Below are 22650 nucleotides of genomic sequence, written 5' to 3'. Positions count from 1 at the left end.
TCGGCAAGAGATCGCTCTAGTCCATGTTCATCCGTCGCCATATATATCTTCCCATTTCGAAATAGTCATAGTTATGCACGGGCGCTTTTAGGAATAACCGACCTTTCAGATTGAACTACTAGAACCTCCAAGCCTGTACTATTAAAACAATAGACAACCCTGACCGAAGCACGTGCCTCAATGCTGGCCCTTTATTGGCGCCGCCATCCACGCACGCATCGATGGCACGGCGACCGTTACTGAGAGATCGCATCCAATAGAACTGCGAAGTCCGCGAATCCTGATGAGGAAATGGTGCGCCGCCTCCCCGTGGTCAAGCGTTGCTTGCCTGACATGCCGAAGCGTGCCTGGTGGAGTACTGACCGAACGAGAGCGTCCTGACCCGGCGTGTGCATCCCTTTGCAATCGTCTTCGTGCTGCCCGGCGCGTCCGCCCATGACTGAAACTATCGGCGGGCACTTTGGCGCTAAAGCTGCGGTTGGGGGTCACAAACAGGCACGTGATTCGCCCTCCTCGCTCCTCCGGAAGAGTCCTGGCCCCTCTGGTTGAGGATCCGGTCAAATACTTATGTATGATTTTCTACCTGTGGTTGCTTTCAAGGCGACAATATCGGCAAGCGAGTCTCTGCGCCTGATCGCCGTCCAGACGAGACGATCGGAAACATCGATTCATTTCAAGACTCTATTTCGTCCACTGACTGAACCGCCGGCCATTTATAGGTTAGCCTCTCTACTTCCCAAGCCCAGCGCAGCGGAAATCCTTGATTCAACAAATGACAAGGAAGACTCATAGAAATCGGTATCCTTAATGACCGGCCCAGTCGAATTGGCGATGAAGCGGAAATTTCACTTCAGTTTTCGGTAACCTATCCATGCGTGTACTGCCATACGTCAGGCCCACGGACGGGTGTGTCCAACAACGCCTGCAGATTGTAGAGAGTCTAAGTTGCCGTCGCTCGAACCACGCAAGATTTCTTACGACCTGGCCGCGGTGCTCGACGCCTCGGCGGTCCGCGACCTTCATGCGCAGATCGAACCTCTGGTTTCCGAGACCATCTACCTGACCCTGAATGCCGCGGCTGTCGAACGCCTCGGGACTCAGGCTGTCCAGCTTCTTGTTGCAACCGCCCGCGCGCTCGAGATGAACGGCGGCCGGCTCGCGATCGTGAATACCACGCCAACCTTTCGCGAAGCCTATGCCGACCTCGGCCTTGCTGCCGAACTCGATGCCCGGAGCCCCTTAAATGCCGAGAAAGATACTTACGGTTGACGACTCCAGGACCATGCGCGACATGGTCTCCTACACACTGAAGGGAGCCGGCTTCGAGGTCTTGGAAGCGGAGGACGGGGTGAAGGCCCTTGGTGTTCTCGCCAACACCCGCGTCGACCTGATCATCACCGACATCAACATGCCCAACATGGACGGCGTGACGCTGGTCAAGCGTGTGCGCGCCGGTGGCAACCACGCATCGACGCCGATTCTGATCCTCACGACGGAATCCGGCGACGACAGGAAGGCCAGCGGCAAGGCAGCCGGGGCGACCGGCTGGATCGTCAAACCCTTCGCGCCGGATAAGCTGCTTTCCGTCGTCAACAAGGTTTGCCCAGCCTGACCCTCCCGGACGGCCGCCATGTCAACTCCCAGCTTCGGCTCCGACGAACTCGCCCAGTTCCGCAGGACATTCTTCGAGGAATGCACGGAACTGCTTGCCGACCTTGAGGAACGCCTCGGGGCGCTCGCTGCCTATTCCAGCGACGTCGAGGGGCTTAACGCCATTTTCCGTGCCGTTCATTCGGTAAAGGCCGGCGCAGGCGCCTTCGGCTACACCGTACTGGTTGGCTTCGCGCACCGTTTCGAGGCCTTGCTCGATCGGCTGCGCGACGGCAAGGCCGAGCTCGACGAACGCACCCTCGCCGCCCTTGTCGCCGCCGCCGACGTCTTTTCCGCCCTGGTCGATCTCGCGCGCCAGGGCGAAACCCCGGCCGACGATTTCGGCGCCGATGTCGCCGAGGAACTCAGTGCATTGCTTGAGGGCGAGACACAGACGACCGTCCCCATACGGCCGACCGCCAGCGCCCCTGAAGCGCCGCCGGTGGACAGAAGCTACCGTATCGTCTTCCGGCCCAATGCCGAGCTGTTCCGACACGCCAACGAACCGCTCTATCTGATCCGCGAGCTGAAGGCGCTCGGCACGTTGACGATCGACTGCGATCTCGCGCGCCTGCCGGCCTTCGAGGCCTTCAACGTCGATGACGCCTATCTCGGCTGGACGATGACGCTTCGCGCCGACTGTTCGCCGGCCGCCATCGCCGAGGTATTCGAGTTCGTCGACGACGAGTGTGAACTGATCATCGAGGAAATCGCCGACGCTCAGGCCGAGCCGGAGGTCGTCGCTCCGCCTCCGGCCGCCGAAGCGGAGGCCACGAACTCGCCCTCCGAAAGCAAGTCGTACGAAACCAAGCCCGCCGACGCCAAGACTGCCGGCAAGACCGGTTCAATCTCGTCGATCCGCGTCGATCTCTATCGCGTCGATCGCCTTGTCAACATGGTGGGCGAGCTGGTCATTGCCCAGGCGATGCTGGCCCAGCAGTTCATCGAGACCCGCAAGCAGGACGATCCAGGCGCTCTTCAGGGCTTCGAACACCTGGCCGGACTGACGCGAGAGCTGCAGGAATGCGTGATGGCGATCCGCATGCAACCCGTCAAATCGGTGTTCTCGCGCATGCCGCGCCTCGTTCGCGATGTGGGACACAAGACGGGCAAGGACGTACGGCTCGAAATGTCCGGCGAGCAGACCGAAGTCGACAAGACGGTCATTGAGGAACTGGCCGATCCGCTCACCCACATGATCCGCAACGCCGTCGACCACGGCATCGAGGACGCCGACACGCGCCTTGCCGCCGGCAAGCCTGCCGGAGGGGTCATTCGCCTGTCGGCCCAACATGCAGGTTCGAACATCCTGATCCACGTCGAGGACGATGGAGCGGGCCTCGACCGGGATCGACTGCTTGCCAAGGCGATCGACAAAGGCATCGTACCGGCGAGCGCCAAGCTTTCAGCCGAGGAAATCGACGAGCTGATCTTTTCGCCGGGCTTCTCGACGGCCGCGGCCGTCACCGACGTGTCGGGCCGTGGCGTCGGCATGGATGTCGTTCGTCGCAATGTCCAGGCGCTCGGCGGTCGCGTGCAGGTGGTGTCGACGCCCGGCAAGGGCACCCGCTTTACGCTGGTGATCCCACTGACCCTCGCCGTCCTCGACGGCATGGTCGTGGCCGTCGGCTGGGAGAAGTACATCCTGCCGCTCACCTCGATCGTCGAATCCTTCCGTCCCGGACGCGGTCAGATCCGCGTCGTTCCCGGCGGTGGCGAGGTCGTCTCCATTCGCGGCGAGTTCGTCCGTCTGATCCATCTTGCTCGCGTGTTCGGTGTCAGCGAGGCCGTTTCCGATCCGTGTCAGGGCCTCGTCGTGCTGATCGAGCTTGCCAACGGCAGCAAACTCGGCGTGGTCGTCGACGAGCTGATCGGCCAGCAGCAGGTGGTGATCAAGTCGTTGCAAGACAACTACGACCCGGTTTCGGGCATTTCCGGCGCCACCATTCTCGGCAACGGGCGCGTCGCCCTCATCGTCGATATCGAAGAACTCACCCGCCTATACGATCGGTCTACCCGTATCGCCGAAGCGACACGGCTGCCGGTCGCAGCAAACGCCTGACCTCACGGAGACTTCTCCATGGCAGAACCGCAAGACCTTCCCAACGTCGGCCCGGACGCCGCCGCGGCGCAAGCACGACAATTCATATCCTTCCGCGTCGGTGACGACGAGTTCGCCATCGACATCATGGCCGTTCGCGAAATCAAGGGGTGGACCGAGACGACCGTCCTGCCGAACCAGCAAGACTACATGCTCGGTGTCCTCAACCTTCGCGGCACGATCGTCCCGATCTTCGATCTTCGCTGCCGCTTCGGGCTGGGCCTCACCACGGCCACCCGCAGTCACGTCGTCATCATCGTGGCGATCGGCGGCCGCCTCCTCGGCCTGCTGGTCGATGCCGTGTCGGACATCCTGACCGTCAACGCGGCAGACATCCGGCCGGTACCCGACGTCGACCAGCCGATCGACAACGCCTTCCTCGCCGGCATCATCCCCGTCGGCGACAGCATGGTCGTGCTCCTCAGCCTCGAGAACCTCTTCGCCAATCATGGTCCGGCCAACGCCGCCATCGCCGCCTGAACGGCCTTTCCAGGAACTGACATCATGTCACTCACCTCGCTGAAACTTCGCACCAAGATCGGCCTGATCGTCGCGCTGATGAGCCTGCCGATCATCATCCTCGGCTGGCTCTACGTCAGCAAGAGCGAGGAGGGCGTGGCCGCCGCCAGAAAGGAAGCCAACGGCGTCACCTATGCGATCGCCGTCTGGGAGTCGATCCGCGGGCTCGCCGTCTCGGCATTGGACGATGCAGCCACTCCGGCCACGGTGCTACCCAGCATTCCCGACCTGCAGGGCCTTGGAAGCGCAAATGACGCCGCGTTTGGCATCGAGGAAGCCGCCAAGACCTTCACCAACGTTCTGGCGAGTTACGACTGGCCGCGCAGTCACGTGGCGTTCGACGCGCGATTGACCCAGTCGGTCAACACGGGCCTCGATCTCATGGCGGCCATCTCCAATGGATCGGGCATCGCCGTCGACACCGAGGTCGATCACAACTATCTCGGCCAGGCGTTGATGAGCCGCATTCCGCGCGTGTTGTGGTACCGCGTGGCGATCACCGGCAAGATCCGCGAGATGTCGCGCTCCTCGTCCGTCTCGGTCGCCGATCTCGGCCTGCTGAAATCGCAAATCGCCCTTTTCAAGGAGGCATCCGACGGAGCCGCCGCGGCGCTGCAGGTTGCCAAGTCCTACAGCACCGATGGTCGCGTCGAGAGTCTTGGCGGGCAGATCAGCGCGTTCGACGAAATCGCTCCGCGCTTCGTGAGCGAAGCGGAGGCGGTCGCGACCGCCTTCGAGACGGCCGTCACGCCGCAAAGCGTGAGCATCTCCGGCTTCATGGATGCCACCAAGGCTCAGGCGCAGGCGAGCCAGGCTCTCTGGCACGGCGGCGCGAGCACGCTCACCGCCATGCTTGACGATCACGCCGCCGGGCTTCGCAGCGGCCTGTTCACCACGCTTGCGGTGGTTCTCGCAGCCGTTCTGATTGCTCTCGCCGCCAGCATCTTCTTCTCCCTGCAGATCACGCGTGGCGTGGGCCGCATGATCGCCTACATGCGTCGGATCACCGATGGCGATTACGAGTTCGAAGTCGACGGGACCGATCGCAAGGACGAGATCGGCACCATCGCCGGCGCCGTGTCGATTTTCCGCGAGAATGGCAAACAGGTTGCCGAACTCACCGCCAACTACAAGGGACAGGCCGATGCCATTCGTCTGTCGCAGTCGGTGCTGGAATTGTCGCTCGACGGTACCGTCATCGACGCCAACGACATCTTCTGTCGGATCTTCGGCTATACGATCGAGGAGATCCGCGGCAAGCCAGCGGCGATGTTCGCCGATGCCGTTGCCCGCGAAAGCGCCGAATACAAACTGATGTGGGAGGGATTGCAGCGCGGCGAGCATGTCACCGGCCAGTACAAGCGCATCGCCAAGGGCGGCCGGGAAGTCTGGCTCGAAGTGTCGTTCAACCCGATCCTCGGCCTTGACGGCAAGCCGTTCAAGATCGTCCAGATCGCGACAGACGTGACCGCCCAGCGCTTGCAGTCCGCCGACTTCGAAGGACAGATCGCCGCCATTTCCAAGGCCCAAGGCATCATCGAGTTCTCGCTTGACGGCAAGGTGCTCGACGCCAACGAGAACTTCCTCAACACGCTCGGCTACACGCTGGCCGAGATCAAGGGACAGCATCACTCCATCTTCGTCGACCCAGCCTATCGCGCGTCGGTCGATTACCGGATGTTCTGGGAAAAGCTCGGTCGTGGTGAACACGACACCAACCAGTACAAGCGCGTCGGCAAGGGCGGGCGGGAGATTTGGATCCAGGCTTCCTACAACCCGATCCTCGACTTGAATGGCAAGCCCTTCAAGGTGGTCAAGTATGCCACCGACGTCACCGAACAGGTGCGTTCCGCCGAGGCGCTCCAGGCGGCAGTCCGCGAGTCCAAGGAAGTGATCGAGGCGGCGCGTGGCAATGACCTTACCCGTCGTGTGCCGCTCGATGGCAAGACCGGCGAGATCGCCAGTCTCTGCGAGGGGATCAACACGCTGCTCGATACCATGTCGACCGTCGTCGCCGACATGATGGAGGCTGCGACCACCATCTCCAACGCCGTCGCGGAGATTTCCTCGGGTACCACCGACCTTTCGCAGCGGACCGAGCAGCAGGCCTCGAACCTCGAGGAAACCGCCGCCTCGATGGAAGAGATGGCCGCCACCGTCAAGCAGAACTCCGACAACGCCCAGCAGGCCAACCATCTGGCGGCCTCGGCGCGGGGCACGGCAACCGACGGCGGCGAGGTTGTCGGCAAGGCGGTCGAGGCTATGAGCCGCATCGAGACTTCGTCGCAGAAGATATCCGACATCATCTCGGTAATCGACGAGATCGCTTTCCAGACCAATCTCCTGGCCCTCAACGCGGCCGTCGAGGCGGCAAGGGCGGGCGACGCCGGCAAGGGCTTCGCGGTGGTTGCCTCGGAAGTGCGCTCTCTCGCCCAGCGTTCTTCCGGCGCCGCCAAGGATATCAAGGCGCTGATCGTCGAGAGCGGTGCTCAGGTGAAGGACGGCGTCAAGCTGGTCAACGACGCCGGTACCGCACTGAACGAGATCGTCGGATCGATCAAGAAGGTGGCGGACATCGTCTCCGACATCGCGGCGGCGAGCCGCGAGCAGTCGGCCGGTGTCGAAGAGATCAACAAGGCCGTCACCCAGATGGACGAGATGACGCAGCAGAACTCGGCACTGGTCGAGGAGAATGCCTCGGCGACGCGCATGCTGCAGGAGCAGGCCGAGGCCATGCACGGCCGCATGTCGGCCTTCCGACTGGCCGAGGCCGCCCGATCGGCTCGGGCTGCCATCGAAGAGCGGCGCGAATCGCGGACGGCCGTCAAGACCCCGCCTCGCCCGGCCCAGCCCAAGAAGGTGGCCGCAGCGGGTGGACGCACCGCGCAGCGCTTGCAGTCGGAGCTGCACGCGGCCTTTGAGAGCGATGCGGACTGGAAGGAATTCTGAGCGCGACGAGAAATCGGGCCGCGGCGGCAGCGCCGCGGCTCAGTTCCCCCGGAGTAAATATGGCCGCTCTCAGCACGACCGCCCCGGAACATCGCGAGATTCCCTTCACATTGAAGGAATACAGGCGCCTCTCCGCATTCGTTCACGGTCGGACGGGCATCACCCTGCCCGACCACAAGATCAACATGGTCTACTCGCGGCTGACGCGGCGCTTACGGGAACTTGGGTTCTCGACTTTCGCCGAGTACTGCGACTACTACTCAAGCCCCGAGGGCGAAGACGAGATCGAATACCTGATCAACGCCCTCACCACCAACCTCACCCGGTTCTTCCGAGAGAAACATCACTTCGACCATCTTGCAGAAAACTTGCTCTCCGATCTGTCGACCGACGGAATCAACGGCCGAACACGCCTTCGCATTTGGTCGGCAGGCTGCTCGACGGGCGAGGAGCCCTACTCGATCGCCATGACCTACCGCGAGACGGCTGCGTCGCGGGTACAATGCGACACCCGGATCCTGGCGACCGACATCGACAGTTCGGTGGTGGCACGTGGTTCATCCGGTCGCTATGGAGGACAGTCGGTCGCCGAACTCGGAAAAGGCAGGCGCTATCGCCATTTCACGGCCTGCAGCGGAAGCGAATGGCAGGTGCGTCCCGAACTCAGGCAGCTCATCGCGTTCAAGCAGCTCAACCTGCTCGAGGCGTGGCCGATGAAGGGGCCGTTTGACGCCATCTTCTGCCGCAACGTCATGATCTACTTCGACAATCCGACCAAGGCCCGACTGGTGCAGCGCTTTGCCGACCTTCTGGCTCCCGGTGGTTGGCTCTACATCGGCCATTCCGAAACCATTCTCGACCAGAAGACGGTTTTCCGCCTGCGCGGTCCGACGATCTACCAAAAGGGTAGCTGAGCGATGTCCTTCGCCGGTCAGCCGAAAGCAACTGCGTCTCCGGAGAAAAACGTCGGCTCGCACCGACATGAAGCTCCACGATCCTACGACTGGCGGCGGGGCATACAGGCGGTGCGCGTTCTGCCGGGCGAAGCCTACGTGACGGCACGGGCCGACGAAATGATCGTCACCGTCCTCGGCTCCTGCGTCGCCGCCTGCATCCGCAATCCGGCAACCGGATTTGGCGGTCTCAATCACTTCATGCTGCCAGAGAGCGATTCCGGCATCTGGAACGGCGCCAGCGCCGCGCTTCGCTACGGCAACTACGCCATGGAGGTGCTGATCAACGAGGTCCTGAAGTCCGGCTGCGAACGGAGGGGCCTGGAGATCAAGCTGTTCGGCGGCGCCGATCTCACGGACGGGCCGTCTCTGATCGGCTCGTCCAACGTGTCCTTCGTGCTCGATTACCTCCGCGCCGAGGGGCTTCCGATTGCCTCCGCGGATCTCGGGGGCTGCTATGGCCGCCGCATCCACTACAACCCCTCGACCGGTGTCGTGCACAGGCTTCTGCTCGGCACCGCCACCCACCCCGCTTTCGTCGACGAAGAGCACTCCTTCAGGGACCGACTTGCACGAACGAAGGTCGAAGGCGAGGTTGATCTTTTCTGAGGACCATCATGCCCGGAATGCCCATCCGCGTGCTCATCGTCGATGACAGTGCCCTGATACGCGACATGCTCACGAGTGTCCTCGCCCGCGACCCCGGCATAGAGGTGGTGGGCACCGCGGCCGATCCGTTCGCCGCACGCGATGCGATCAAGCGCCTTAATCCGGATGTGCTGACGCTCGACGTCGAAATGCCCGGCATGAACGGCATCTCCTTTCTCGAAAAGCTGATGGCTTTGCGACCGATGCCGGTGGTGATGGTGTCGACGCTGACCCAGGCCGGCGCCTTCAGCACCCTTCGCGCCCTCGAGATCGGCGCCATCGACGTCGTCGGCAAACCCAGCAAGGCCTCCGACCTCGACAGGATCGCCGCCGAGCTCATCGACAAGATCAAGGTCGCCGCGGCGGCAAATGTCGGTGCCCATCGCACGACACCGGAGAGAACGCCGGAGAAGACAGCGAGCCGCTTGTCCACCTCGCCGCCGCCGATCGGCTGCTCGCGCAACGGCACGGTGATCGGCATCGGCGCCTCGACCGGCGGTGTCGAAGCCATCCGCGCCGTGCTGACCGATCTGCCGGCTCAGATGCCGCCGATCCTGATCGTCCAGCACATGCCCGGCCAGTTCACCGGCTCGTTCGCCAGCCGGCTCGACGGCCTCTGCGCCTTGCGCGTGAAGGAGGCCGAGGATCGCGAAGTTCTGCGACCCGGCACTGTCTATGTCGGACCGGGAGGGCGCCAGTTCGAGCTCGGCCACGCCGGACCCAACCTCACCTGCCGCCTCGGCGGCGAGGAACGCGTGTCCGGGCACGCACCCTCGGTCGACGTGCTTTTCCGCTCGATGGCCAGAATCTGTCCGATCAACAGTCTCGGCATCATCCTGACCGGCATGGGGCGCGACGGCGCCTCGGGTCTTCTCGACATCCGGCTCGGCGGTGGTCGAACCATTGGTCAGAATGAGTCGACATCGGTGGTTTACGGCATGCCGCGCGCCGCCTTCGAGATCGGCGCGGTGGAGCGGCAATTGCCGCTTCACGGCATCGCCCCCTATCTCAGCGCGACCTTTTCGCCGGAGACGGCCGAGACGGCGCATGCCTGAACGAGGCGGCGGACCGGCTCAGTCGGCGATCTTGCGGCAGCCCGCCTTGAAGCGCTTGAAGTTGGCGGCGTAGTTTTCCGCCGACCGCCGCAGCTTTTCGATGGCCGCATCATCAAGTGTCCGCACGGCCCGCGCCGGCGCGCCGACGATCAGCGATCCTTCCGGAAACTCCTTGCCTTCGGTAACGAGCGCGTTGGCGCCAACCAGACTGTTGGCGCCGATCTTCGCGCCATTGAGGATGGTGGCGCCCATTCCAATCAGCACGTTGTCGCCCAATGTGCAGGAATGGACGATCGCCTGGTGGCCGATGGTGCAACCTTCGCCGATGGTCAGGGGAAAGCCAGGATCGGTGTGCAAGGTCGCACCTTCCTGAATGTTGGTCCGGGCGCCGACGACGATCGGCTCGTTGTCGCCACGGATCACCGCCCCGAACCAGACGCCCACCTCCGAGCCCAGCTTTACCCGACCGATCACGTGGGCGTCGGGGGCAACCCAATAGTCGCCATCTTCGGGCAGTTCGGGGGCGATTCCGTCGAGTTCGTAGATCGGCATGAGAGAGTTCCCGGGCGGTGATGATCAAGCATTCCGGATCACTTGTAAGACCCGATCGCCAGCGATCAAGTCGGAGCAGGACGTGGACCGGCAACTAATCGTTCCAGCATCAAGAAAGCTCGGCCGGCCAATCTGCACGCGAATTTGTTGGAAAACCGCCTTTCGCCGCTCCCCAAAATGCACTAGATGCCGTTATCTTTGACGGGACGGTTCCGATCGGCCGTCCCCCATGAGGGAAAGCGAGCAACGGTGACGGATAAGAAGTCTGTCTTCATCAAGACCTACGGCTGCCAGATGAACGTCTACGACAGCGACCGCATGTCGGACACGCTGGCGCCGCTCGGATACGCAACCGCAGACAGCCCCGAGAATGCCGACCTCGTCATCCTGAACACCTGCCACATCCGCGAAAAGGCGGCCGAGAAGGTTTACTCCGAGCTGGGACGTCTTCGCGTTCTGAAGGCGGAACGTGCCGCCGAAGGGCGCGAGACGCTGGTTGCCGTCGCCGGCTGCGTCGCCCAGGCGGAAGGCGAGGAGATCATCGCCCGCGCACCGGTCGTCGACATGGTGTTCGGGCCGCAGACCTATCACCGCCTGCCGGAGTTGATCGAACGGGTTCGTGCCGGCGAACGACCGGCGGCCACCGAAGGCAAGGCGCCGGCCCGACCGAAGGTGGTGGAGACCGAGTTCCCGGCGGAGGACAAGTTCGACCATCTGGCAGCGCCGTCCGAAGCAGCCGTTCGCTCGCGTGGCGTGACGGCCTTCCTTACCGTGCAGGAAGGCTGCGACAAGTTCTGCACCTTCTGTGTCGTGCCCTACACGCGCGGTTCGGAAGCCTCGCGTCCCGTCGAGAGAATCGTAGACGAGGCAAGGACCCTGGTAGCGGCCGGCGTGCGCGAAATCACCCTCCTCGGCCAGAACGTCAACGCCTATCACGGCATGGATGAAGAGGGCCGAACGGTTGGCCTCGCAGGCCTCCTCGCGCGCCTGTCGGAGCTGCCGCGCCTTGCCCGCATTCGCTACACCACCAGCCATCCGCGCGACCTCGATGACGCGCTGATCGCCGCCCATGGCGACAACTCCAAACTGATGCCTTACCTGCACCTACCCGTGCAGTCGGGCTCGGACCGCATTCTCGCGGCCATGAACCGCCGCCACACCGCAGCGGAGTACGTCGCGCTCATCGAGCGAATCCGATCGGCACGGCCGGACATGGCGATATCGGGCGATTTCATCGTCGGCTTCCCGGGCGAGACCGAGGACGACTTCGCCGCCACCATGGAGATCGTCCGCACCGTCGACTATGCCGCCTGCTTCTCCTTCAAGTATTCGCCGCGCCCCGGCACGCCGGCGGCGGGGCTTGCCGATCAGGTCCCGGAAGCGGTGAAGAGCGAACGTCTGCACCGGCTGCAGGCCCTGCTCGAAGAGCAACAGAAGGCCTTTGCCGAGCGCCTTGTCGGGCGGACGTTGCCGGTGCTGTTCGAGAAGACAGGGCGCCTTCCCGGCCAGATCGTCGGGCGATCGCCCTACCTGCAGCCAGTGGCCGTCATGGCACCGTCGTCGCTTATTGGCGAGATTGCCGACGTGACCATCGAGGCGACCGGCGGACACAGTCTGATCGGTCGGCTCGAAGGCGAGCCCGTACCGGCCCGACGGTCGGCATGAGGCCGTCGGGACACGCACCGACCATGCCGTCGCGACTGTCGCGACCTATCCGGGGAACGCCATGACCTATGCGTCCGACCTCACCCATCTGGTGCTGGTCTTTGAGGATAACCGGTTGATCGGCCCGCTCTACGGTCAGTTCGACCAGCATCTGGCCTTGATCGAGCAGAAGCTCGGCGTCGACGCCACGGCACGCGGCAATCAGGTGACGATCCGGGGATCGCACGAAGCGGCCAGCCGCGCTCGCGACGTGCTGGAAGCGCTCTACGGCCGACTTCAGGCCGGTCAGACCATCACCTCCGCCGACGTCGAGGGGGCGGTCCGCATGGCGCTGGCGGTCGGCGACCAGCTTCCATTGCCGACGATGGACGCCGGCTCTCGGCTCCAGCTCGCCGCCATTTCCACCCGCCGAAAGACGGTCGTCGCCCGCAACCCGGCGCAGGATGCCTACATTCGCGCGATGGACCGCTCGACCCTGGTGTTCGGTCTCGGGCCCGCCGGTACCGGCAAGACCTACCTCGCCGTAGCGCACGCGGCGGCGCTGCTCGAGCGCGGCGAGGTGGCGCGTCTCGTCCTGTCGCGACCGGCGGTCGAGGCCGGCGAACGGCTTGGCTTCCTGCCGGGCGACATGCGCGAGAAGATCGATCCTTACCTTCGCCCGCTCTACGACGCCCTTTATGACATGATGCCGCCCGAGCGTGTCGAGCGCGCCCTCACCTCAGGCGCCATCGAGATCGCGCCGCTGGCCTTCATGCGCGGCCGTACGCTGGCCAATGCCGCCGTCATCCTCGACGAGGCGCAGAACACCACGTCGATGCAGATGAAGATGTTCCTCACCCGCCTCGGCGACGGCTCGAAGATGATCGTCACCGGCGACCCCAGCCAGGTCGACCTGCCGGCGGGACAGGTATCCGGCCTGGTCGAGGCCAGCCGCATCCTCACCGAGACGCCCGGCATCGTGCAGGTGCGGTTCAGCCACGAGGACGTCGTCCGCCACGAGTTGGTGGCCCGCATCGTCAAGGCCTATGATGACGACAGCCGGGAGCGGCTAGCCGCCCGCGGAGATAAGCCATGAGCGTGATCGCCGTCGATATCCTCGCCGACAGCCCACTGTGGGAAGCGGCCGAGGATTGGCGCGCCGATGTCGAGGCGGCCGTCGCCATGGCGGCGGCGGCGGCCGATGCCGAGATCGCCGACGACGCGGAACTGTCGCTCCTGCTCACCGACGATGCCGCGATCCGAGTGCTCAACCACGATCACCGTGGCATGGACAAGCCGACCAACGTGCTGTCCTTCCCGCAGGACGACCCGGAGGCCGATGCCTACGGACCGCTGCTCGGCGACATCGTGGTGGCGCACGAGACGGTGGCACGCGAGGCGGTTGAAGAAGGCATTTCCTTCCGCGACCATTTTCTGCACATGATCGTGCATGGATTCCTGCATCTCGTCGGGTATGATCACATGAACGACGACGAAGCCGAGGAGATGGAGGGCCTTGAGACGGCCATTCTCGCCCGGCTCGGCATCGCCAACCCCTATGCCGACGCGCCGATGGGCGGCGCCGGCCGCTGAGGGACGGCATTATCGGGGCGTCCGCCAGCGGCCGGGAGGGCCGGCGGGCGGCGCGGAAGAAGGACAATGAGCGACAGCGACAGTCATAGTACGGGCAGTCAGAATATGGCCGCGACGGCCCAACCGGGCGTCTCGGCCGAGGGTGCAACAGGTTCCGGATCGAGCTGGCTGGCGCGCTTGCGCGAGGCCTTCGGCTTCAAGACCTCGGCAACTCTCCGTCAGAACCTCGAAGAAGCGCTGAGCCAGGAGGATGCGCTCGACGCCGCCTTCTCGCCCGAGGAAAGGACGCTGATCCGAAACATCCTTCGTCTCAGGGAAACGCGCGTCGCCGACGTCATGGTTCCCCGGGCCGACATCGCCGCCGTCGACGCCGACACGACGCTGGCCGAGTTGCTCGGACTGTTCGAGGCTTCCGGACACTCGCGGATGCCGGTCTACCGGGAGACGCTCGACGACGCCATCGGCATGGTCCACATCAAGGATCTCATCACCCACATTACTGGCAAGGCGCGGAGCGATGCGACCGCCGAGGCGGACGAGGGTCGGCTGGATGTCGGCAAGGTCGACCTCGACATCACGCTCGAAGCGGCGAAGCTGGTCCGCGCCGTGCTGTTCGTGCCGCCGTCCATGCCCGCCACCGATCTCTTGCAGAAGATGCAGGCGACCCATATCCAGATGGCGCTGGTCATCGACGAGTATGGCGGTACCGACGGCATCGTTTCCATCGAAGACGTGGTCGAGACCATCGTCGGCGAGATCGATGACGAGCACGACGACGAGGATGGCCCGCTGGTCAAGACGGTGCAGGACGGCGTCTATCTCGCCGACGCCCGCGCAGATCTCGACGACGTCAGGGCGACGATCGGCCCGAGCTTTTCCTTTGCGGACTACGACGAAGACGTCGACACGCTCGGCGGCCTGCTGTTCGCCGCCCTTGGCCGGATTCCGGTGCGTGGCGAAGTGATCGTCTCCGACGACCTGCCCGGCTGGGAGGTCGAAGTGCTCGATGCCGATCCACGCCGCATCAAGACGGTGCGCCTCTTCGCGCGCCCCGACGAGCCGGCAGAGACGGTCGAATCTTCCGAAGTCGGGGCCTGAGGGATTTCCTCCGCGTCCGATTGTCGCATCGACCACTGAATCCGCCTCGTGCATTGCACGTTGCCGGAAGTCGCCAAAGCGACTTCCGGTGATCGTCCGGCATTCCCTCTCCGACGGCGACCGGCTATTGCTTCGGACGCAACGACCGATTCGCCGGCGAGGGAAGAGGCGCGATGTTTGATACCTTTGCCCATCGGCTCCTGCTCCTCTGGGGGTGGCCGCGACGTTTTGCCGCCCTCGCGGCCGGCGCGATCTCGGCGCTGGCCCTCGCGCCCGTGCATGCCGCGCCGATCCTTTTCCTCACGCTGCCGGCTCTGGTGCTCCTCATCGACGGTGCGGTCGTGGCGGGACCGCGCGGCATTCGCCGGTTGCGGCCTGCTGCGGTTACCGGCTGGTGGTTCGGCTTCGGCTATTTTCTCGCCGGTCTCCACTGGGTGGGGATCGCCTTCTTCGCCGAGGGACGGTCGGCTCTTATTCCACTTATGCCGCTCGCCGTCGTGGGGCTTGCCGCCGGCCTTGCACTGTTCATGGCCCTTGGCGCCCTCGTGGCCCGTCTCCTTTGGAGCGATGGCCCGACACGCATCTTCGCGCTGGCCTTCGGGCTTGGCGCCTCCGAATGGTTGCGCGGACACGTGCTGACCGGCTTCCCCTGGAACCTCTTCGGACAGGCTGTCGCCTTCACCGACGTGACCGCGCAGGCGGCAAGTGTGATTGGCGTCTATGGGCTGACGTTCGCCGGCATCGCCGTGTTCGCCGCTCCGGCTCTCCTTGTCGATGAACCAGGGCGCCGACCCTGGCTGCGGCGCGTGACCCTTGCATCGGTCCTGGCACTCGTGGTGGCCGACCTCGGCTGGGGCTTCCACAGGCTTTCGAACGCAGCGCCGGCAGGCGAGGCGGTGATGGCCGACGCCCGCATTCGCATCGTGCAACCGAACATCGATCAAGCCGTCAAGTGGTCTCCCGACAAGAGACAGGAGGCGCTGGACAAGCTGACGACGCTCTCCGACCGGCGGACCGATCCCGAAACGCTGGGCGCCATGTCGTTTTCCGAAATCGTCTGGCCGGAAACGGCCTTGCCCTTTTTCCTGACCGAGGAACCGGAGGCGCTCGCCCGCATTGCCGACCTGCTGTCACCGGGCACGATCCTGCTTACCGGTGCGCCGCGCATCGAGCCGGCCGACGATCAGGCCGAGGGGGGGCGCCGATACTACAACTCGCTGTTCGCCATAGACGACACCGGCGCCATCCGCGCCGCCTACGACAAGGTGCACCTCGTCCCCTTCGGCGAGTACATGCCATTCGGATCGCTGGTCCGCCGGCTGGGTGTTGGCGAACTGTTTCGCGGCATCGGCGGATTTTCGCCCGGTCCTCATCGCAACCTCATCGCGATTGCCGGCCATCCATCCTTTTCGGCGCTGATCTGTTACGAAGCGATCTTTCCGGGCGAAGTGCTGCCGCAAGGCGACCGTCCCGATTACTTCGTCAACATCACCAACGATGGCTGGTTCGGCCACAGCGCCGGTCCATACCAGCACCTCGACGCCGCCCGTCTGAGAACTATCGAGGAGGGCATACCAATGGTCCGCGCCGCGAATACCGGCGTATCGGCAATCATCGATGCCTATGGCAGGCTGGTTGCAAGTTTACCACTTGGCGAGGAAGGGGTGCTCGACGGTTTTGTCCCATCTGAGCGGCCCAAGTCTTACTTTCAACGAAGCGGTTCGACGTTTCTCTTGATATTTAGCGTCTTTTTCATCTTGTTGTCGCTTCTGGGAAAGGGAAACCGTAGATCCGGGAGTTGACAACTTCTCGTTCAGAGACAACAATCTCAGCGCGCAACGATCCCTTTGTGGTTCGTTTGCCAAGAATGGGCCGCAAGACAAAAAATAAAGACCGCGCCTTGCGAGCCTCATCGGTAACCGCGGAACAAACCGCAGACGAGACCAACATGGCCAGCAAAAAGTCCCCCAATCCCATCGATGTGCACGTCGGCAGCCGCGTCAGGCTTCGCCGCATGATGCTTGGAATGAGCCAGGAAAAACTGGGCGAAGCGCTCGGAATCACTTTCCAGCAGATCCAGAAATACGAGAAGGGCACCAACCGGGTCGGCGCCAGCCGTCTCCAGCACATTGCAACCGTCCTCAAGGTGCCGGTGTCGTTCTTCTTCGAAGATGCCCCGGGTACGCCGGAGGAGGCCGCCGGATTCGCCGAGACTCCGAGCCATTCCTACGTCGTCGACTTCCTGTCGTCGACCGAGGGTCTTTCGCTCAACAAGTCCTTCGTGCGCATCAAGGATGCCCGTGTTCGTCGGCGCATCGTTGACCTCGTGCAAACTCTGGCTGCCGAGGACGGCGAGGCCTGAGCAGTTGGGTTTCAAGCTCTGACGGATTGTCTCGATGCCGGTCGAGACAATCCGTTTTGCTTTTTGACCGCCCTCGTTTCATCGGAAACGAGGGCGCCGAGCGCCCCTCGCAACGAACGGATTCCCGCTTGCCGTGGCACGGAACGCACGGCGCCGTGCAAACGCGCGCGAGCGAATGGCCCGAGCTTGCGCTTTTCCCGGAGGCTTGCGAAAAGAAGGCGCCGCGACGGACCATACCCCGCGGCGGACCAGTCTTCCGTCGACCGCGTCGACGTCTTCTTTGAGGGGTCAACCCTATGTCTCGCCAGAACTACCTTTTCACCTCCGAGTCCGTCTCGGAAGGTCATCCCGACAAAGTCTGCGACCGCATCTCCGACACCATCGTTGACGCTTTCCTAGCCGCCGAACCGCAGGCGCGCGTGGCAGCGGAGACGTTGGCAACCACCAATCGTGTCGTCATCGCCGGCGAGACGCGCGGTCCGCTGTCCGTCGACAACGCGCTGATCGAGAAGCTGACGCGCGAGGCCATCCGGGACATCGGTTACGAACAGGACGGCTTCCATTGGGAAACCGCCAAGATCGAGATCCTGCTGCACGAGCAATCGTCCGACATCGCCCAGGGCGTGGACGCGGCGGCCGACAAAGATGAAGGCGCGGGCGACCAGGGCATCATGTTCGGCTATGCCTGCCGCGAGACGCCGGAACTCATGCCGGCGCCGATCTACTATGCCCACAAGATTCTTCGCGATCTCGCGGCGGTTCGCAAGTCCGGCAAGGAGCCGTTGCTCGGTCCCGACGCCAAGAGCCAGGTGACCGTCGCCTACGAGGACGGCAAGGCGGTACGGGCGCCGCAGATCGTTCTCTCCACCCAGCACACCGACGGCCTCACATCGGCCGACGTGCGTCGCATCGTCGAGCCCTACATCATCGCCGCCCTGCCGGCCGGCTGGGTCGACGAGAAGACCATCTGGCACGTCAATCCGACCGGCAAGTTCGTGATCGGCGGCCCGGACGGCGATGCCGGCCTCACCGGCCGCAAGATCATCGTCGACACCTACGGCGGCGCGGCGCCGCATGGCGGCGGTGCATTCTCCGGCAAGGATCCGACCAAGGTCGACCGCTCGGCGGCCTATGCCGCCCGCTGGCTGGCCAAGAATATCGTCGCCGCCGGCCTCTCCGATCGCGCCACGATCCAGCTCAGCTACGCTATCGGCGTCAGCGACCCGCTGTCGATCTACGTCGACCTGCACGACACCGGCAACGTCGATCCGGCCCGGATCGAGAAGGTGCTCGGCGACCGCGATTTCGTGCGCCTGTCGCCGCGCGGCATTCGCGAGCGGCTCGGCCTCAACAAGCCCATCTACGCCCGGACTGCCGCTTATGGCCACTTCGGCAGGGCGGCCGAGGCCGACGGCGGCTTCTCCTGGGAGGCGCTCGACCTCGTCGACGCCTTGAAGTCGGCCCTCGCCTGAGGCGCGGAAATACGCTAGACACCGCCCCGGCAGCTCGGCTGCCGGGGTTTTTCATTGCCGGGCGGTCCGACCGCCCGAGTTATGCATGCAACGGGCATCGATGAGCGACGACGACCACAGACCGGAGCACCGGCCCGGCGAGCCACGCGAGAGCGCCTTTTTTGGCCGCCGCAAAGGCAAGACGCTGCGGAAGGGGCAGGCCGAACGCCTAGAGGCGGATCTACCCAGGCTCTCGCTGGACCTTGCGACCCCCTCTCCCCAAAGCCTCGCGGAGCTTTTTCCCCATGCGCCGGGCGAAATACGGCTGGAGATCGGTTTCGGCGGTGGCGAACACCTGATCCATCGTTCGCTCGAACGACCCGACGTCGGCTTCATCGGCGTCGAGCCGTTCATCAACGGCATGACGAAGGCGCTTGGACGGATCGCCGCCGAGGAGATCGTCAATGTCCGCCTCAGCGGCGAAGACGGCGTCAAGGTTCTCGACTGGTTGCCAGAGGCCTCGCTCGACCGCGTGCTCCTGCTCTATCCCGATCCCTGGCCGAAGAAGCGCCACTGGAAGCGACGGTTCGTCGGCCCCGACACCGTTGCCCGCTTCGCACGCGTGTTGAAGGACGGGGGCGAGTTCTGGTTTGCATCGGATATCGACACCTACGTCGACTGGACGCTGCGTCACGTCCGCGCCAATTCCGACTTCTTGTGGACCGCCTCGGCACCCGACGACTGGCGCCAGCCTTGGGAGGGTTGGCCCGGAACCCGCTACGAGGCCAAGGCGCGGCGCGAGGGAAGAGGCTCGGCCTATCTGACCTTTCGACGTCTGGCGCGCGGAAACCGCGTTTCGGGCGAGATCATCGGCGGCCATTGATTTCCGCGCAAAAGCGGCCTATATGGGGTGCATCAGTTCTGATGCGCTTCATAAAGCGGGTTGGGAGTGGGTCCGAGAGGTCCCGCTCTTTTTTATTGCCCGCGATGATGCGCCGCGAGGGATACCGCCGACCGATGACGTCCGAGGACCAACCGCCCCTTCCGCCACTTGGCGGTCAGAGTGTCGAGACGACGCTCGACGAGCCGCGTCTCGTGACCGAAACCGGTGTCGAGGCGCGGGTTGCCGCCATCATCGAGCCGGCGTTGATCGACCTCGGATATCGCCTGGTGCGCGTGCGCATGTCCGGTCTCAACGGCGTGACGCTGCAGATATTCGCCGAGAAGGCCGACGGCACCATGAGCGTCGAGGATTGCGAGGCGGCAAGCAACGTGATTTCGCCGCTGCTTGATGTCGACGATCCGATCGGCAAGGCCTACAGCCTGGAAATGTCGTCGCCGGGCATGGACCGCATCCTGGTGCGGCGGTCGGATTTCGTCCGTTGGTCGGGCTTCGAGACCAAGCTGGAACTTGCCGTTCCCCTGATGGGACGCAAACGGTTCCGCGGCTGGCTCACCGGCGTCAAGGACGACAAGGGCGGCATGCGCCTCCTGCAGGCGCTTGAGGATGGCACCAAGGATATCGAATTCCCGCTCGACACCGTGTCGGAAGCGCGTCTCGTGTTGAACGAGGCGCTGATCCGCGAGGCGCTCAAGGCGGGCAAGAGCTGAGAGGCGGTCTTCCGCCAGAAGGAAGCCCGGGGGCATCCCCGAAGGACGGATTAGGAGCCCCATCGAGGGCAGGAGACGAAGATAATGGCCGTCAGTGCGAACCGTTTGGAACTCTTGCAGATCGCCGACGCGGTGGCTCGCGAGAAGTCGATCGACCGGCAGATCGTCATCGCGGCGATGGAAGATGCCATTCAGAAGGCCGCTCGCTCGCGCTACGGTTCCGAGACCGACGTCCGCGCCGAGATCAACCCGCGCACCGGCGAGATCAAGCTGCAGCGTCTCCTGCAGGTGGTTGAGAACGTCGAGAACTTCTCGACCGAGGTCGATCTCGTCGAAGCGCAGCGCCGCAACCCGGCCGCGCTTGTCGGCGACTTCATCTCCGAGCCGCTGCCGCCGATCGATTTCGGCCGCATCGCCGCCCAGTCGGCCAAGCAGGTGATCGTGCAGAAGGTGCGCGAGGCCGAGCGCGACCGCCAGTTCGACGAGTTCAAGGACCGGACCGGCGAAGTGGTCAACGGCGTCGTCAAGCGCGTCGAGTATGGCAACGTCATCGTCGATCTCGGCCGTGGCGAGGCGATCTGCCGCCGCGACGAACTGATCCCGCGCGAGAGCTTCCGCTATGGCGACCGCATCCGCGCCATCATCCACGACGTGCGCCGCGAACAGCGCGGGCCGCAGGTGTTCCTGTCGCGCACCCATCCGCTGTTCATGGCCAAGCTGTTCGCCTCCGAGGTCCCTGAGATCTACGACGGCATCATCGAGGTGAAGTCGGTGGCTCGCGATCCCGGCTCTCGCGCCAAGATCGCCGTCATCTCCAAGGATTCGTCAATCGATCCGGTCGGCGCCTGCGTCGGCATGCGCGGCAGCCGCGTCCAGGCCGTGGTGCAGGAGCTGCAGGGCGAGAAGATCGACATCATTCCCTGGTCGCCCGATCCGGCCACCTTTATCGTCAATGCGCTTCAGCCGGCGGAAGTGGCCAAGGTGGTGCTCGACGAAGACGCCGAGCGGATCGAGGTGGTGGTCCCCGACGACCAGCTGTCGCTCGCCATCGGCCGTCGCGGCCAGAACGTGCGCCTCGCCAGCCAGCTCACCGGTTGGGCCATCGACATCCTGACCGAGCAGGAAGAGAGCGAGCGGCGCCAGAAGGAGTTCAACGAACGCACCGAGCTGTTCATGGCCGCCCTCAACGTCGACGAAGTGGTCGGCCAGCTGCTTGCCACCGAGGGCTTCTCCACCGTCGAAGAGCTCACCATGGTCGAGCGCGACGAGATCGCCGCCATCGAAGGCTTCGACGAAGAGACCGCCGAGGAAATCCAGGCGCGCGCCCAGGATTATCTCGACGCCAAGGAGCGCGAGCTCGACGAGGAGCGCATCAAGCTCGGCGTCGACGATGCGCTGCGCGAAGTCCCGGGTGTGACGACCGCCATGATGGTCGCCCTCGGCAAGGACGGCGTGAAGACGGTGGAAGATCTTGCCGGCTGCGCCACGGACGACCTCGTCGGCTGGACCGAGCGCAAGAACGGCGAAACCATCCGCAACAAGGGCAGCCTTTCCGACCTCGACATCAGCCGCGCCGACGCCGAGGCGATCGTCATGGCGGCGCGCGTCGCCGCCGGCTGGATCGAAGCCCCGGTCGAGGAAGAGGACGTCGCCGAGGAAGAGGTCGCCGAAGAGGCGGAGTGAACCCAATGACGAAGGTCGCGACAAGCGGCCTTCCAGTCGGAAAGAGGACGATGGCACCGAGGACTGAGACGGCGGAGCGCAGTTGCATCGTGACGCGCGTCGCACAGCCGCCCGAGGGCCTCGTTCGCTTCGTCTGCGGGCCGGGCGGCGTTGTGGTGCCGGATGTTCGCGGCAACCTGCCGGGCCGTGGCGTCTGGGTGACCTGTCGCCGCGACGTGGTCGCCGAGGCAGTGCGCAAGCGAGCCTTCTCGCGCGGCCTCAAGGAAGAGGCGAAGGCGGGAGACGACCTGCCGGAGCTGGTCGAGGCGTTGTTGCTCAAGGCGGCGCTGTCGGCCCTGTCGATGGCGCGCAAGGCCGGCCTCGTGGTCACCGGTTTCGGCCAGGTGACCGAGGCGGTCGGCAAGGGCGGCGTGGTCGCCGTGCTGCATGCACGCGAGGCGGCCGACGACGGACGGCGCAAGATCGGGCAGGCGATAAGGCGGCGGTTGCGTGCCGCAGGAAGCGGCGGAGATGAAGATGAAACGCCCGGAAATGCGGCATTATGGCAACAACCGCCACCTTCCGGACCAAAGGTTATCGCCGGAATCTTCGCCTCGAGCGAAATGGATTTGGCATTCGGCGGCGCAAATGTGATACATGCTGCTCTGCTTGCCGGTGGGGCGAGCACCAGCTTCCTGAAATGCGCTGCAGCGCTGGCCCGCTACAGGGGCGAAGCGCCGGACACGGACTGGACAGCGAGCCTTTCATGAGGTTCGCCAATACGATTGGCCATTGCGCCGCC

20 protein-coding genes are annotated in these 22650 nt (G+C 64.2%); 19 read left to right on the top strand and 1 reads right to left on the bottom strand.

All coding sequences use genetic code 11. The features are described 5' to 3' along the window. Window positions 1–945 precede the first annotated feature (945 nt). Genes M4J39_RS10350 through M4J39_RS10315 form a run of 8 tightly spaced genes read left to right on the top strand, consistent with a single transcriptional unit; the run spans window position 946 to window position 9875 of the window. Window positions 946–1269: an STAS domain-containing protein gene (locus M4J39_RS10350; protein WP_251727764.1), complete on the top strand. Its 324-nt coding sequence runs from the start codon at window positions 946–948 to the stop codon at window positions 1267–1269. Next, window positions 1244–1612 carry a response regulator gene (locus M4J39_RS10345; RefSeq protein ID WP_251727763.1) on the top strand — a complete coding sequence of 123 codons (369 nt, stop codon included), beginning with the start codon at window positions 1244–1246 and terminating at the stop codon, window positions 1610–1612. The genes M4J39_RS10350 and M4J39_RS10345 overlap by 26 nt, the downstream gene beginning before the upstream one ends. A gap of 18 nt (window positions 1613–1630) precedes the next feature. Further along, window positions 1631–3712, top strand: a complete 2082-nt coding sequence (locus M4J39_RS10340; protein WP_251727762.1) for a chemotaxis protein CheA — start codon at window positions 1631–1633, stop codon at window positions 3710–3712. An 18-nt stretch (window positions 3713–3730) separates the two neighbouring features. Then, window positions 3731–4231: a chemotaxis protein CheW gene (locus tag M4J39_RS10335; RefSeq protein ID WP_251727761.1), complete on the top strand. Its 501-nt coding sequence runs from the start codon at window positions 3731–3733 to the stop codon at window positions 4229–4231. Between the two features lie 24 nt (window positions 4232–4255). Next, window positions 4256–7219, top strand: coding sequence for a methyl-accepting chemotaxis protein (locus M4J39_RS10330; RefSeq protein ID WP_251727760.1), 2964 nt, complete (start codon window positions 4256–4258; stop codon window positions 7217–7219). 59 nt (window positions 7220–7278) lie between these two features. After that, window positions 7279–8133 (top strand): protein-glutamate O-methyltransferase CheR, encoded by an 855-nt coding sequence (locus M4J39_RS10325; protein WP_251727759.1) that lies wholly within the window; start codon window positions 7279–7281, stop codon window positions 8131–8133. A gap of 3 nt (window positions 8134–8136) precedes the next feature. After that, entirely contained in the window at window positions 8137–8781 is a 645-nt protein-coding gene (locus M4J39_RS10320; RefSeq protein WP_251727758.1) for a chemoreceptor glutamine deamidase CheD, read from the top strand. Window positions 8782–8789: 8 nt separating this feature from the next. After that, complete coding sequence (locus tag M4J39_RS10315; protein WP_305884126.1) at window positions 8790–9875, top strand: chemotaxis response regulator protein-glutamate methylesterase; 1086 nt, start codon at window positions 8790–8792, stop codon at window positions 9873–9875. 18 nt (window positions 9876–9893) lie between these two features. Here M4J39_RS10315 and M4J39_RS10310 read toward each other — a convergent pair whose 3' ends face one another. Beyond that, on the bottom strand, window positions 9894–10427 hold the full coding sequence (locus tag M4J39_RS10310; protein WP_251727757.1) for a gamma carbonic anhydrase family protein: 534 nt from the start codon (window positions 10425–10427) through the stop codon (window positions 9894–9896). A gap of 186 nt (window positions 10428–10613) precedes the next feature. On the opposite strand from M4J39_RS10310, the gene miaB reads away from it, so the two are divergent. The 11 genes from miaB to M4J39_RS10255 all read left to right on the top strand — a co-directional run bounded on the left by miaB (window position 10614) and on the right by M4J39_RS10255 (window position 22618). Continuing rightward, window positions 10614–12092: a tRNA (N6-isopentenyl adenosine(37)-C2)-methylthiotransferase MiaB gene (miaB, locus tag M4J39_RS10305; protein ID WP_256469731.1), complete on the top strand. Its 1479-nt coding sequence runs from the start codon at window positions 10614–10616 to the stop codon at window positions 12090–12092. 61 nt (window positions 12093–12153) lie between these two features. Next, window positions 12154–13167, top strand: a complete 1014-nt coding sequence (locus M4J39_RS10300; RefSeq protein WP_251727756.1) for a PhoH family protein — start codon at window positions 12154–12156, stop codon at window positions 13165–13167. Continuing rightward, window positions 13164–13664, top strand: coding sequence for an rRNA maturation RNase YbeY (gene ybeY, locus M4J39_RS10295; protein WP_251727755.1), 501 nt, complete (start codon window positions 13164–13166; stop codon window positions 13662–13664). Before M4J39_RS10300 ends, ybeY begins: the two co-directional genes overlap by 4 nt. Window positions 13665–13730: 66 nt before the next feature. Next, complete coding sequence (locus tag M4J39_RS10290) at window positions 13731–14762, top strand: hemolysin family protein (RefSeq protein WP_251727754.1); 1032 nt, start codon at window positions 13731–13733, stop codon at window positions 14760–14762. A 173-nt stretch (window positions 14763–14935) separates the two neighbouring features. Further along, entirely contained in the window at window positions 14936–16564 is a 1629-nt protein-coding gene (lnt, locus tag M4J39_RS10285; protein ID WP_251727753.1) for an apolipoprotein N-acyltransferase, read from the top strand. Window positions 16565–16710: 146 nt separating this feature from the next. Next, the gene (locus M4J39_RS10280; RefSeq protein WP_101288846.1) at window positions 16711–17124 is read left to right on the top strand and encodes a helix-turn-helix domain-containing protein; all 414 of its coding nucleotides are present in this window, start codon (window positions 16711–16713) and stop codon (window positions 17122–17124) included. Window positions 17125–17420: 296 nt separating this feature from the next. Then, entirely contained in the window at window positions 17421–18596 is a 1176-nt protein-coding gene (gene metK / locus M4J39_RS10275) for a methionine adenosyltransferase (protein ID WP_251727752.1), read from the top strand. A gap of 100 nt (window positions 18597–18696) precedes the next feature. Next, window positions 18697–19458 carry a tRNA (guanosine(46)-N(7))-methyltransferase TrmB gene (locus tag M4J39_RS10270; protein ID WP_251727979.1) on the top strand — a complete coding sequence of 254 codons (762 nt, stop codon included), beginning with the start codon at window positions 18697–18699 and terminating at the stop codon, window positions 19456–19458. Window positions 19459–19592: 134 nt separating this feature from the next. Further along, on the top strand, window positions 19593–20186 hold the full coding sequence (gene rimP, locus M4J39_RS10265; protein ID WP_251727751.1) for a ribosome maturation factor RimP: 594 nt from the start codon (window positions 19593–19595) through the stop codon (window positions 20184–20186). 84 nt (window positions 20187–20270) lie between these two features. After that, window positions 20271–21869, top strand: coding sequence for a transcription termination factor NusA (nusA, locus tag M4J39_RS10260; protein WP_251727750.1), 1599 nt, complete (start codon window positions 20271–20273; stop codon window positions 21867–21869). Window positions 21870–21919: 50 nt separating this feature from the next. Continuing rightward, the gene (locus M4J39_RS10255; protein WP_251727749.1) at window positions 21920–22618 is read left to right on the top strand and encodes an RNA-binding protein; all 699 of its coding nucleotides are present in this window, start codon (window positions 21920–21922) and stop codon (window positions 22616–22618) included. The last annotated feature ends 32 nt before the right edge of the window (window positions 22619–22650 follow it).

Origin of the sequence: Pleomorphomonas sp. NRK KF1, assembly GCF_023721755.1 — a bacterium.
Lineage (GTDB): Bacteria > Pseudomonadota > Alphaproteobacteria > Rhizobiales > Pleomorphomonadaceae > Pleomorphomonas.
This window is presented reverse-complemented; position numbering and strand designations above follow the sequence as displayed.